Source organism: Dehalobacter sp. TeCB1 (assembly GCF_001707455.1).
Lineage (GTDB): Bacteria > Bacillota > Desulfitobacteriia > Desulfitobacteriales > Syntrophobotulaceae > Dehalobacter > Dehalobacter restrictus.
The window spans coordinates 131,757-144,573 of record NZ_MCHF01000067.1; the positions used below are offsets into that span (position 1 = coordinate 131,757).

Sequence of the window (12,817 nt, forward strand, 5' to 3'; positions counted from 1 at the left end):
AAATGTTGAAATACAGTATAATTATACCATAAATGCAAATCAACAGAGGAAGATGTATCAAGGATAATCGTATGGTGTTATCCTTGATGTCAAAAAAATAGGTTTATTTTGAGAAATGTTTAGAAAAAAGTATTTATAGATGGGAGAAATTACTGCTATGCCTGACCTGAAAAATACGCCAAGCATAACGGGATTGCCAAACGGATCGAACTGGAAGAACGACACTGTTCTATTTATAGCAAGCCAGACGCTCTCGCTTTTTGGGACATCGCTGGTTCAGTACGCGATGATGTGGTACATCACCTTAAGCACGCAATCCGGCGTGATGATGACGGTTTATATCATCTGCGGATTTTTGCCGACATTTTTGCTTTCTCCGTTTGCCGGAGTCTGGGCTGACCGTTATAACCGTAAAAACCTGATCATGCTGTCGGACACGCTCATTGCGGCAGTTACCCTTATTCTGGCCATTCTTTTTTTGCTGGGCTACAAGACCGTCTGGCTTCTGTTTGTGATGGCTGCCCTGCGTGCGTTTGGAACGGCTGTTCAGACGCCAGCTGTAGGTGCATTTTTACCTCAGCTCGTTCCGCAGGATAAGCTGACCAAAGTCAACGGCATCAATGGCAGTATTCAGTCGCTGGTCATGCTGGTATCACCGATGATCAGCGGAGCATTGTTAGCCATAGCTGAAATTGAAACAATCTTTTTTATTGATGTGGTCACAGCTGCCATTGCTGTGACGGTATTGTTTGTATTCCTGAGGGTGGCTGCCCATGCCAAAGCCATGCAGAAGCAAACCGTCAGTTACTTCGGTGATTTGAGAGAAGGGATCCGGTATGTTCTTAACCATCCGTTTTTGAAAATTTTCTTTCTATTTACAGCTGTTTTCTTTTTCCTGGCAGCGCCTTCTGCGTTTTTAACCCCGCTTCAGGTTACACGCAGTTTTGGTAATGATGTCTGGCGGCTGACTGCAATTGAAGTTGCATTTTCGCTTGGCATGGTTATCGGCGGACTCGGGATGGCATCCTGGGGAGGCCTCAAAAACCGGGTAAACACGATGACCCTGGCAGCGTTAATGATTGGAGTATGTACCCTCGCGCTTGGGGTTGTTCCGGTCTTTTGGATTTACCTTCTTTTTATGTTCCTGATCGGGGTCGCCATGCCCATCTTCAATGTCCCGGCAATGGTTCTGCTGCAAGAAAAAGTGGAAGGGGATTTTCTAGGCAGGGTATTCGGTGTTCTGACTATGATATCAAGTTCCATGATGCCACTTGGGATGCTGGTGTTCGGTCCTTTAGCTGATGTAATTAAAATAGAGTGGATGCTGATCGTAACTGGTGTGTTGCTGTTTATTCAGGGGTTTTTCCTGCTTGGAAATAAAACCCGGATTGAGCCGGAAAGACAAGAGTAATAGAAGATGGCAGAAATGAATTCTGTATTATTCTTTGTGTTTGCTTGTATATCAATTCGATATTTTATAGTATAATAGCAGTCGAAATTATGTCATTGACAAAAGCTTTCGATTTTAGACATTTTTAGATATATTAAGGAGGACAAAATGCAGAAAATCCAAATGAACGTCCCACTGGTAGAGATGGATGGCGATGAGATGACCAGAATCATCTGGAAATCTATTAAAGAAATCTTGCTTCTGCCCTATATCGATTTAAAAACTGAGTATTACGATCTTGGCCTGGAATACCGGGATCAGACGAATGACCAGGTTACGATCGATGCCGCTATGGCCAACAAGAAATATGGCGTTGCCGTAAAGTGCGCTACCATTACGCCGAATGCCCAAAGGGTTGAAGAGTACAATCTGAAAGAAATGTGGAAGAGTCCGAATGGCACCATCCGAGCGATTCTGGATGGAACGGTTTTACGGGCGCCGATTGTTGTGAAAGGCATCACTCCAATGGTCTCTGCCTGGAAGAAACCGATCACGATTGCCCGTCATGCTTATGGTGATGTTTACCGCAATGTCGAATACAAAGTTCCGGGAGCTGGAAAGGCGGAACTCGTTTTCACCAGTGAAACCGGTGAAGTGAACCGCCAGACGATTTTTGACTTTGCTGGCAAAGGCGTCATTATGGGAATGCATAATGTCGACAAATCCATTGAGAGTTTTGCGCGTTCCTGCTTTAACTATGCGCTCGATGTCAAGCAGGATCTATGGTTTGCGACCAAAGACACGATTTCCAAACTGTACGATCATACCTTCAAGGATATTTTCCAGGAAATCTTTGATGCGGAATACAAGCAGAAATTTGCCGATGCGGATATTGAGTACTTCTACACGCTGATTGACGATGCAGTGGCCCGTGTTATCCGTTCCGAGGGCGGATATATCTGGGCATGTAAAAACTATGACGGGGACGTGATGTCCGATATGATCGCGACAGCTTTCGGAAGTCTGGCCATGATGACATCGGTTCTGGTATCTCCCGATGGCTGCTATGAATATGAGGCAGCACACGGGACAGTAACCCGTCACTATTACAAGCATCTTAAAGGCGAAGAAACCTCGACGAATGCGATGGCTACCCTGTTTGCCTGGACCGGAGCATTAAGAAAACGCGGCGAAATCGACGGACTGAAAGATCTGATCGAGTTTGCAGATCAGTTGGAAGCCGCTTCCCTGCAGACAATCGAAGCAGGAATTATGACCAAAGACCTGGCCCTGATTTCCGATCTTCCTGAAAAGACGGTTGTCAGCACGGACGGATTCCTACTTGAAACCAAAAAGACCCTGGACAGAATCCGTGGGTAAATCGTGCACATAATGTTGAGCGATTAACTGAATGAAATGACTGGATGATTAAACAGCCTTGGTCCGAGCTTCCATCGGATTAGGGCTGTTTATTATATCAAAAAATTTTTTAATTTATGGGGTAAACATGGTTTTTTATAAAAAAACTGCGGATTACGTGAAAAATTTTCCTCCTTTTGATAAAATAGTATATATATCGCCGAAAATGTAGGATAATACTATAGGAAATTAATTTTGTACAAGCGGAGACGGAAAAAATTGAAGTATCTAAAAAAAGAAATGAAATTGGAAAATCCTTTGGCTTTTTGGACTCATTTTGACAAACAGGATCGTCTTTTCTTTTACAATCCCTTGACCGGTGAACTGATCATCGGGGCAATACGCTGGAGAACCTTTGCTGAAGGAGAAAGTTATCAGAATTACGACCTAGTGTTTTCTGCCAGAACCTTTTTTCAGTCGGTCCGTGATCCCAAATGGGCCGGACTTGGCAATGAAACCATTGCTTTCAAGTACTATTATGTTGAAAAGGACGGCAAGCAGCTTTTATACTATCCCGAGCAGGCGCCGAAGGAAGAAATTTGTGGGTTAGAGGACAGGGAGACAAAGTCTGTCCGCCATACCTATACGATCGCTGATGATGATTACCCGCAGTGGCAGGAATTATTCACCAATGTCAAACAGGAAATATCCTTAAAAAACGTAGATAAAGTGGTTATTTCCAGAGAAGTGAAAATCAGTTGTGCCACGACGGTTCATGTTGAGAGCGTACTCAAGAGCCTCCGGGAAAAAAACCCGGACAGCTTTGTTTTTGCGTATGCGAAGGAAGGACGGACTTTTCTGGGTGCTACGCCGGAAATCCTGGTCCAGAAAGCGGACGATGAAATTATCAGTTATGCCCTGGCGGGCACAATTCCCCGTAACGCCATTGATGAGGGGACTCAAATGGAGATCCTGCTAAACGACCCTAAAAACCTGCATGAGCATCGAATTGTGCGGGATACCATAGCCGATGTGATGAAAAAATACTGCGCTGAGGTATGGATCGACGAGACAAGGATTCTGACCCTGAAAAACCTTTATCATCTAAAAACCCGTCTTGGGGCAAAAGACCGCAGTCTTTTAACCGACTGGGTCACCCGTCTGCATCCGACGCCAGCCCTTGGCGGCAATCCGGTCGGACCTGCCCTTGACATTATTGCCAGAGAGGAAAAACACGAGCGGGGGATGTATGCGGCCCCCCTGGGAATCATGGATCAGAACGGTAATGGCATTTTTGTGGCCGGTATCCGGTCGGCCCTTATTCAGGACAATATGGTCTATGCGTATACGGGATGCGGGATCGTGGAAGGATCCGATTGTCTGGAGGAATACATCGAGACGAACGATAAATTAAGGACGATTCTGGAGGGCCTGGTACCCTGACCCCCATGTCCTTAAATCCAATCCTGGAATCTTATGATTCCAACTTTGGAAATCTTTAAGCTTGGGATCTGAAATATGTTGGACATGAAGGTGAGGATAGTACGACGATGACCGATTCTTTTGCAGCAACGAATTACATAGCGGCCCTGGTGGATGAATTGTACCAACTGGGCGTAAGGGAAGTTGTGATCAGCCCGGGATCGCGTTCTACCCCGCTGGCAATTTTATTCAGTGAACATCAATTTGAGATCTATGTCAGTATTGACGAACGTTGCGCAGCCTTCTTTGCACTCGGGGCAGCCAAAGAGATGCAGAGACCCGTCGTGCTGGTTTGTACATCAGGATCTGCTGCAGCGCACTATTTGCCAGCTCTGGTAGAAGCCAAATATTCCAGGGTTCCGCTGATTGTCCTGACGGCCGACCGGCCGCCCGAACTGCGTCAGGTCGGAGCGCCTCAAACCATTGATCAGACCAGGATTTACGGAGAGTATGCAAGTTTTTTTGAGGAACTGGCATTACCCGAAGAAGATGAGCGGATGTACCGCTATGCCAGGACAGTTATGCAAAAAGCTTACGGCAGCGCCATAACGGGAAGCTTTGGCGTGTCCCACGTGAATATCCCGCTGCGTGAACCATTGGTGCCGGATTTAAGCAAACTTGATTTTACAGCAGGCCGCCACAGAGATGCTTTTAGACTTCACCGAGAACCTTTCAGCCTCAACGACCCGTCTTCGTATCCGCATCCTGCCGAGCCTTTGGAAGTTCATCCGAAATTTGATGCAGCATTCAGCAATAAAAACGGAATCATTGTTTGCGGCGGTGACGCGTATGCCGACTATCATACAGAGGTACTGGCCCTAGCGGCACGTTTGAAAGCGCCTGTACTTGCCGATCCGCTGTCCAATTTCCGCGGCTTCTCAAGTGGAGTCATTCTGGACAGCTACCAGGCATTTCTAAAAGATGATGCTGTCAAAGACGAATTAAAACCGGAATATGTCATCCAGTTTGGACAGACACCTGTGTCGAAAAGCCTTCAGCAGTATTTGGCCCGGCATCAGGACGCATTATTTGTCCAGGCCGATGCAGTATTTGACTATCGTAACCCGGCACTTTCCACGAATCATTATGTACTGGCTTCACCTAAACTTTTTGCAGCGTCGGTCAAAACCGAAAACAGCAGCCGGGAATATTTGGATAGGTGGCTCATTTACCAACAAAGAATGCGGGTGCAGCTAAGACAAGCCAGACAGGAAAAAGGACTGTTTGAAGGGGCCTTGATTCAAAGGCTTCAAGATCTTCTGCCTCAAGAATCCAGGATTCTTGCAGCCAACAGTATGGCCGTCCGCGATGTTGATGATTTTCTGGAGGCCCGCGCGCAAAATCTGAAGGTACTTGGAAACAGAGGCGCTAATGGAATCGACGGCATGGTTTCTACAGCCCTTGGTATAGCGGCTGCCGGTAAACCGACGGTGCTGCTGACCGGAGACATTGCGCTTTTCCATGATTTAAACGGGCTTCAGATCGCCAAGAATCACCCGTTGGATCTGACCATCCTATTGTTCAATAACAATGGCGGGGGGATCTTCAGGTACTTGCCCCAGAGCCGGGGAAAATATTTTGAAACGCTGTTCTTAACCCCCCCGGGCTTGGATTTTTCTGCATTAACTTCTTTGTATGGCATCGCCTACTTTGAACCGAAAAATTATGAAGAATTTGAGCTCAGTTTCCAAACAGCTCAGAACACACAAGGCATCAAGCTTATTGAAGTAAAAATAGATCTGGAGTTAAGCAAGGAACTGCATGACAAATATACCCGGCTGCCGTCAGAAAATGACTAAGATGGATGATAGGAAATGATGATCACCGCAAATGGTCTAAACATTCACTTTGAAGTACGGGGAACCGGGAAGCCGGTTGTCTGTTTGCACGGATTTTCAGAGAACCTCGGTACCTGGGACGAAATTGATCTTTCCGGCTTCCGGTTGATCCTGGTGGATCTGACCGGGCACGGCAGTACTGAAAAACCGTCTGCCCTTCAGCCGTACGGACTTCCCACGCTGCTGGAAACGCTGCATGATCTGATACAGCAGTTAGAGCTGGTGCAGTACAGCGTGATAGGGTATTCCATGGGCGGCCGGATTGCGCTGGCCTATGCTTTACAATATCCCCGGGAAATTGCTAAACTTATCATGGAAAGCGCTTCCTATGGGGAATACGGTGAGCTAAGCAGGGAGAAACGGCGCAGAGATGATGCCGTACTGGCCGAAGATATTCGGCAGAACGGGATTGAATGGTTTGAAAGCTATTGGTCAGGTTTGGAACTTTTCAAAACACAAGCCCGTCTTCCCGAGAAAGTCCGAGCGAAAATCAGGCAGCGCCGCCTGCAAAATGAACCATATGCGCTTGCCAATACACTACTGGCGAGCGGTCAGGGAACGTTTCCTTGCTTGAAAGATCGGGTGGCCGAATTGACGATGCCCGTCCTCTTTGTCAGCGGTGAACTTGATCCAAAATACCAGAAAATCAGCCGAGAGTTCAGTCATTTAAATGCCAGGATCATCCGGCAGACCATTTCCGGAGTAGGGCATAATACGCATCTGGAAGACCCGCAGACTTTTCGGGCGGTCGTTAGCGAGTTCCTAAGCGTTGATGCTTTAGATGAAAATACGGAAAGACGTAATAAGAATTCGGGAAAAAGAATATGAGCCCGGAGAAAAAGAATACGTATTATAGGGAGGTTATTCAATGAGCACATTTCCGTGGGAAAAACTCAGCCGCAGCTATGAGGATATTATTTATGAGGAATACAGCGGAATCGCCAAGATTACCATCAACCGCCCGGAAGTCCGCAATGCTTTCCGCCCCAAAACGATTATGGAACTGATTGATGCTTTTTCGATTGCCCGGGAGGATGAAAATATAGGAGTGATTATTTTGACCGGTGCTAATCACGGTCAGGGCCAGGAAAAAGAAGCATTCTGCTCCGGCGGTGACCAAAAGGTGCGTGGCCATGGCGGTTATGTCGGTGACGATCAGATCCCGCGTCTAAATGTGCTGGATCTGCAGCGTTTAATCCGCATCATTCCTAAACCGGTGATCGCGATGGTCAACGGGTTTGCGATTGGCGGCGGCCATGTTCTGCATATTGTCTGCGATTTGACGATCGCATCAGAGAACGCCAAATTCGGCCAGACCGGACCAAAGGTCGGCTCTTTTGACGCCGGCTACGGTGCAGGCTATCTGGCTCGCATCATCGGCCAGAAGAAAGCCCGTGAGATCTGGTATCTCTGCCGTCAATATACGGCTAAGGAAGCCCTGGAGATGGGACTCGTTAATACAGTCGTCCCGTTTGAGCAGCTTGAAAAGGAGACCGTGAAATGGGCGCAGGAAATCCTGCAGCATTCGCCGACTGCCCTTCGCTTCCTGAAAGCAGCTTTCAATGCAGATACAGACGGTCTCGCCGGACTGCAGCAGCTGGCTGGGGATGCAACACTGTTGTTCTATACCACAGACGAAGCTAAAGAGGGCAGAGACGCTTTTAAAGAAAAACGCGAGCCCGATTTCAAAAAGTTCCCGAAATTCCCCTGATCCGGCAGGATATTACGAAGACCTACCCCAAATAATGTAATACACGATCTGTATGGATGGAATTAAGGATTTAATAGAGAGTATGAATTAAGATGAACTGGTTAAAAAGACAAGCCCTTGAAAAACCGGATAAGAAATTTATCAACGACCTGACGTTTCGGGACGTGTCCGAACGCGTAAGCTTACTTTCGGTAAGGCTTTTGCCGCATGTCAAAAAACAAAAAAGGGTAGCGCTCCTTTCGAATAATTCTGAACAAACGGTCTTGTTTTTTCTGGCCTTACAGTTGCTTCAAAAAGAAGTATTGATGCTGAATACACGTTTAACTGCGGAAGAAATCGGCAAACAAGTAAAAACCCTGGATATTCAGCTGGTTTTGGCCCAGAATGGTCTGGCCGCCGTGAATTTCAGCCAGTCATTTCCGGCCGAAGTGAAGTCATTTTCGGATGTAGTTGGGGATGATGTTACGGATGATGTAAAGGCTGATGCTGCAGAACAAGATGATTCGGAAGCATGCAGAGAATTTGATCCGGCGGCGGATTTTAACCCGGAACAAATTGCAGTCATTATGAATACGAGCGCCACGACTGGGGAATTCAAATCTGTTCCGCTGCGCTGGAAACAGTTTGCTGCCCATGTTAAGGCTTCTCAAAAAAGCCTCGGAGTTACAGAAGAAGATAACTGGCTGATGATTCTGCCGTTGTATCATATCAGCGCCTTAACGATTCTACTGCGCAGTTTATACAACGGGACTGCGGTAACCTTGCTGGAAAGCTTTCGGGAAGAGGAAACGTTAAGCCTGGTTCAGGAAGGAAAAGTCAATATGCTGTCGGTTGTTCCGACCATGCTGAACAGAATCATTGACCGGATTGACAGGCATTGCTTGAGAGTGGTGCTTATAGGGGGGGAGTTCATACCCCGACCCTTGGTTGAAAAATGTATGGTTAGGCAGATCCCTATCTATAAAACGTACGGTATGACGGAAACCACCAGCCAATCGGCAACCTTTTCCGTTCTCCAATACCCGGATAAGCTTGATTCAGTTGGACTTCCACTGGATTCAGTGGAAATTCTGATCAAAAATCCAGGGTCTGACGGCAGCGGCGAAGTCCTGATTCAGAGTCCCATGGTTATGGACGGATATCTTGGCCGGGAAACGATCTTCGGATTTTTCCCTACGGAAGATATCGGTTATTTGGATCCGGACGGTTTCCTGTATATTCTCGATCGTCGCAAAAATATGATCATTTCAGGCGGGGAAAATATTTATCCGCGGGAAATCGAAAATATACTCTACGCACACCCTGGGATCAAAGAATGCACTGTCATCGGAAGAAAAGATCCTAAGTGGGGACAGGTACCTGTCTTATTTGCAGTATCTTCGTTAAACGAAGAAGAGATCAGGGACTATCTGTCTCCGAGACTTGCCCGCTATAAACTTCCCAGCGAGATCATTTTTTTGGCTGAACTTCCCCGGAATACCACAGGAAAGATCCGTCACAAGGCGCTGGAAGATATGCTGGCTGGAGGAGGAGACCCATGATCATAAAAAAAGCAGAGCTATTCCTTTTAGACATGCCTTTGAAATTTACCTTTAAAACATCTCAGACCAGGCTGAACTGTCGGGAAACGATCATTCTTAAAATCACAGACGAATTTGGGAATACCGGCTATGGGGAAGTTGTCGCTTTCTCTGATCCTTTTTATACTTCGGAAACGCTTGCTGATGCCAAACATCTTCTGCTGGAAACTTATCTTCCGCGGCTGCTGCAGGAAGAGACTGTGCATCCTTTCGACATTCATGCCTGGCTGGACAGAGCTTATCCGATGACAGGCGCAGGGGTTGAAAATGCGTTGCTGGACGTGTACGCAAGGCGTCAGCATATCCCTGTCATGGCGGCTGTGTTTCTGGAGGAGACCAATACGCAGATTGAGGCGGGTATGGTTCTGGGAGATCTGGATAACGCCGGCCTGTTAAAACAGATTGAACAGTACCTGCAGGAAGGTTACGTCCGTTTTAAAATAAAGATCAAACCGCAGGACGGTTTTGCCAAACTCAACATGATCAGAACTGCCTATCCCTATCTCAAGCTGCTCGCGGATGCCAACAGAAGCTTTCGCTCCGAGCACATTCCCGAATTGATGAAAATAGACGGTCTTGGTTTGCTGTGTTTGGAGGAACCTTTGGCTGAAGCGGAACTGACGGACTATCAGAAACTTCAGGCAGAAATGCAGACGCCTGTCTGTCTGGATGAAAGCATTTTAAGTGTAGCTGACCTGGAGAAGGCGATCGAATTAAAAGCCTGTCGCGCCTTGAACATCAAGACCGGCCGGGTTGGCGGCTTGTTTTATGTCAGGCAGATGATTGAGCTTTGCCGGAAACATCATATCTACTATTGGATCGGGAGTATGGTGGAAAGCGGAATTTCGAAAATACTGCACGTTCATTTGGCAAGTCTGAAGGATACCTATATTCCCGGAGATTTGTCGCCATCCCAGCGTTATTTTTCACAGGATATCATCCGGCCTGAGGTCACGGTTCAAAACGGCAGGATTGAAGTACCCCGGGGTCCGGGATTGGGAATTGCTGTCGATGAAAATGTCCTGGCTGATTATACCGTTGAGCATCACATATTCGCTTAGCAGCGTGCGCGGGAAAGGAGGGCCACTTGATGGAAAACCAGAAATACCTGATAGATTACCTGAATATTGAATATATACAGTATAAGGACAATACGTTTGAAGCCAAGATGAATTTAACGACTTTTCATAGCCAGCCTTATGGTATATTGCATGGCGGGGCAACCATTGCTTTGGGGGAATCGGCTGCAGGATATGCCTCCAACCAACTGCTGGATAATAGCCAGGTTGCTGTGGGCCAGAATATTACGGCAAATCATATGAAAACAAAAAACATAGAAGGCTATATCCTCGCGAAAGGCAGACTGCTGCATCAGGGAAAAACATCCCATGTCTGGTTGATTGAAATGCTTGATGAAAAGGATGAGCTGATTTCCGTGGTTACTGTGACAAATGCGGTTATAAATTACAATAGAGTGTAAAAAAGGCTGTTAAAGCCTTTTTTTTTAAAATATTATGGAGGTAGGTCTGTGTGCCATAATACCACACTGGTCCAGCTGTGGACGTCAAAATATTTGTACCACTGTGCCTGTAATGGCGTATTTTTTGACAAAGATGGTGTAATGTGATAATCTTCTTACTACAATCTACTAATTTATTAATTTAGTAATTTAGTAATTTAGTAATTTAGTAATTTAGTGAATAATAAATTAGTTGATATAAAAGAAATGACAAAATAAAATTTTGCTAAATTAGGAGAGGTAACTTATGAAGATTCCAACGACGCTGAAACATAAACCTGTGATTGTATCGGAAGACTATGAAAGGATTGACGGCAGAAATGCCTATGATTCCGACGCCAAAGGATTATCCCTGGGGCTGGCCCAGTGGAATGACAGGGGGAAGCTGGAGATATCTGCGAAGGTCTGGCGGTTCACCGGAGAAAAATGGTCGAGACAGTCCGAGGAGCTTCCGCTTCACCGGGTGATCGATCTTGCGATCCTGATTTGCAGATCGACACTTCATTTTCGTGAGGCCTACCGATATGAAAAAATGTATGATCCTGAGAAACCCGTCATTGACAGGATCGGGCTGCAGGGAGATGCAATGACCGTAGCCGTATGTACTGATAATCCAATGATTGAAGGAGACATCAAACTATTCAGGCAAGTACTCAGCAATGACGATGAATTAATCGGAGAACGTTTGAGTACGCTTTCCAAACTGCTGAAGGAAATGGGGTATTAGACGATGACGGGTACATCCGACCGGAAAAGGGAGCTTCGCAATGAATATAAGGAACGGAAAACTTCCGGTGGAGTTTTTATGATTACCAATAAAGAAAACGGCAGGTATGTTCTGCAGGGCGCTGTTAATGTCAGGCGGTTCCAGAACCGTTTTGATTTTTCTAAAGATACCGGCTCCTGTGTGCTGACAAAACTTCAACAGGAATGGGATGAATATGGGGCCAAGGCTTTTAAGTTTGAAATTCTGGAAGAAATCGAAATGAAAGATACCCAGACCATGAAGGAATTTGAAGAAGACCTTCAGCTTCTTGAAGAGATATGGGCGGAAAAGTTGGATCCGGAACTAAGGATTTTCTAAGGTATCCAATGCGGTTTTCTTAGGTATCCAAGGAATGATGTATATTGGAATCTTTGACCCGTGAGAAGGATGTATCCCTCTCACGGGCATTAGTTTTTTTAATCATAGTTGGGTTGGCTAACATTACAATGGCCTGAGAAGAAACTAAACCATGAAGAAGATGATTCCAGATTGCTGAATAATACGTTTTCGTTAAGCGAAATTTTTTTAAGAAACCAACTTTCTGTCCACCTATAAGCGTGCCTAGAGAAAGCATAGAAATGGCTGCTCCTTTTATCAAGTAATGATCTTTACCCGTTTTCTTAAGCGTATAAACTAAGGGAATTCCCCACAATGAGCCTATACCTAAATGTGCCAATTGACCTAATATGAAATTCTCGCGTCGTTTTGTTCTATATGGAGCTACAAATAATCCACCTGCTATATGACCATATAGTGTTTCAGTTTTCCCTGCCTTAAAAATTAATAAATTAGATACATCCATAGCAATCGTCCCAATTAAACCTCCTAGAAGGCCAATGATGATTGTATCTTCGCTCCTGCCAATTTTCAGCATTAAAGTACTCCTTTTTTATATAGAGTGCACTTATTTTTGAAATTTTAGAATGGTATTTTTTACCGTTGAAATTTGGTCAAAAAAATCTGCATTATTATCTAACTGGAGTCTGGAGTTTTTTATTTTAACCACGTCCCAGAAATTTTTTCTGTTTGCAGTGCTGACCTTTGTCTTGATGATCTTAGTTATACTGATGATCAGAAGGGTACGTATTTTACTGAAAAATATACGCATAAAGCCTATGGCACAACGCCATAGGCTTAAGACTTGTTCTATTACGATTCTTTATTTGTATGAG

At 45.6% G+C, this 12,817-nt stretch carries 12 protein-coding genes; 11 read left to right on the forward strand and 1 reads right to left on the reverse strand.

From position 1 onward, the window contains the following. Nucleotides 1–157: 157 nt before the first annotated feature. The 11 genes from A7D23_RS15020 (at nt 158) to A7D23_RS15070 (ending at nt 11,963) form a co-directional block, all read left to right on the forward strand. Nucleotides 158–1,411: an MFS transporter gene (locus A7D23_RS15020; RefSeq protein WP_015045148.1), complete on the forward strand. Its 1,254-nt coding sequence runs from the start codon at nt 158–160 to the stop codon at nt 1,409–1,411. A 147-nt stretch (nt 1,412–1,558) separates the two neighbouring features. Beyond that, a complete protein-coding gene (locus A7D23_RS15025; RefSeq protein WP_015045147.1) occupies nt 1,559–2,770 on the forward strand; it encodes an NADP-dependent isocitrate dehydrogenase in 1,212 nt (403 codons plus the stop codon). 258 nt (nt 2,771–3,028) lie between these two features. Beyond that, the gene (locus A7D23_RS15030) at nt 3,029–4,192 is read left to right on the forward strand and encodes an isochorismate synthase (protein ID WP_015045145.1); all 1,164 of its coding nucleotides are present in this window, start codon (nt 3,029–3,031) and stop codon (nt 4,190–4,192) included. Between the two features lie 107 nt (nt 4,193–4,299). Further along, nucleotides 4,300–6,030: a 2-succinyl-5-enolpyruvyl-6-hydroxy-3-cyclohexene-1-carboxylic-acid synthase gene (menD, locus tag A7D23_RS15035; RefSeq protein ID WP_015045144.1), complete on the forward strand. Its 1,731-nt coding sequence runs from the start codon at nt 4,300–4,302 to the stop codon at nt 6,028–6,030. Between the two features lie 15 nt (nt 6,031–6,045). After that, nucleotides 6,046–6,897, forward strand: a complete 852-nt coding sequence (gene menH / locus A7D23_RS15040; RefSeq protein WP_015045143.1) for a 2-succinyl-6-hydroxy-2,4-cyclohexadiene-1-carboxylate synthase — start codon at nt 6,046–6,048, stop codon at nt 6,895–6,897. 40 nt (nt 6,898–6,937) lie between these two features. Further along, nucleotides 6,938–7,780, forward strand: a complete 843-nt coding sequence (gene menB, locus A7D23_RS15045) for a 1,4-dihydroxy-2-naphthoyl-CoA synthase (protein ID WP_015045142.1) — start codon at nt 6,938–6,940, stop codon at nt 7,778–7,780. Between the two features lie 92 nt (nt 7,781–7,872). Further along, complete coding sequence (menE, locus tag A7D23_RS15050; protein WP_015045141.1) at nt 7,873–9,321, forward strand: o-succinylbenzoate--CoA ligase; 1,449 nt, start codon at nt 7,873–7,875, stop codon at nt 9,319–9,321. Further along, entirely contained in the window at nt 9,318–10,421 is a 1,104-nt protein-coding gene (gene menC / locus A7D23_RS15055; protein WP_025205839.1) for an o-succinylbenzoate synthase, read from the forward strand. The genes menE and menC overlap by 4 nt, the downstream gene beginning before the upstream one ends. A 29-nt stretch (nt 10,422–10,450) precedes the next feature. Then, nucleotides 10,451–10,840: a PaaI family thioesterase gene (locus tag A7D23_RS15060; protein WP_025205838.1), complete on the forward strand. Its 390-nt coding sequence runs from the start codon at nt 10,451–10,453 to the stop codon at nt 10,838–10,840. A 286-nt stretch (nt 10,841–11,126) separates the two neighbouring features. After that, nucleotides 11,127–11,606, forward strand: a complete 480-nt coding sequence (locus A7D23_RS15065) for a DUF6530 family protein (protein WP_015043096.1) — start codon at nt 11,127–11,129, stop codon at nt 11,604–11,606. 3 nt (nt 11,607–11,609) lie between these two features. Beyond that, complete coding sequence (locus A7D23_RS15070) at nt 11,610–11,963, forward strand: GIY-YIG nuclease family protein (RefSeq protein ID WP_025205837.1); 354 nt, start codon at nt 11,610–11,612, stop codon at nt 11,961–11,963. A gap of 19 nt (nt 11,964–11,982) precedes the next feature. On the opposite strand, the gene A7D23_RS15075 is transcribed toward A7D23_RS15070, so the two are convergent. Next, nucleotides 11,983–12,519, reverse strand: coding sequence for a hypothetical protein (locus A7D23_RS15075; protein ID WP_025205836.1), 537 nt, complete (start codon nt 12,517–12,519; stop codon nt 11,983–11,985). Nucleotides 12,520–12,817 lie beyond the last annotated feature (298 nt).

What these genes read in the sequence shown, in the direction of transcription:
- menB (WP_015045142.1), top strand. Translation starts at nt 6,938, where the DNA reads ATGAGCACATTTCCGTGGGAAAAACTCAGCCGCAGCTATGAGGATATT.
- A7D23_RS15020 (WP_015045148.1), top strand. Translation starts at nt 158, where the DNA reads ATGCCTGACCTGAAAAATACGCCAAGCATAACGGGATTGCCAAACGGA.
- menD (WP_015045144.1), top strand. Translation starts at nt 4,300, where the DNA reads ATGACCGATTCTTTTGCAGCAACGAATTACATAGCGGCCCTGGTGGAT.
- menC (WP_025205839.1), top strand. Translation starts at nt 9,318, where the DNA reads ATGATCATAAAAAAAGCAGAGCTATTCCTTTTAGACATGCCTTTGAAA.
- menH (WP_015045143.1), top strand. Translation starts at nt 6,046, where the DNA reads ATGATGATCACCGCAAATGGTCTAAACATTCACTTTGAAGTACGGGGA.
- A7D23_RS15025 (WP_015045147.1), top strand. Translation starts at nt 1,559, where the DNA reads ATGCAGAAAATCCAAATGAACGTCCCACTGGTAGAGATGGATGGCGAT.
- A7D23_RS15065 (WP_015043096.1), top strand. Translation starts at nt 11,127, where the DNA reads ATGAAGATTCCAACGACGCTGAAACATAAACCTGTGATTGTATCGGAA.
- A7D23_RS15060 (WP_025205838.1), top strand. Translation starts at nt 10,451, where the DNA reads ATGGAAAACCAGAAATACCTGATAGATTACCTGAATATTGAATATATA.
- menE (WP_015045141.1), top strand. Translation starts at nt 7,873, where the DNA reads ATGAACTGGTTAAAAAGACAAGCCCTTGAAAAACCGGATAAGAAATTT.
- A7D23_RS15070 (WP_025205837.1), top strand. Translation starts at nt 11,610, where the DNA reads ATGACGGGTACATCCGACCGGAAAAGGGAGCTTCGCAATGAATATAAG.
- A7D23_RS15075 (WP_025205836.1), bottom strand. Translation starts at nt 12,519, where the DNA reads ATGCTGAAAATTGGCAGGAGCGAAGATACAATCATCATTGGCCTTCTA.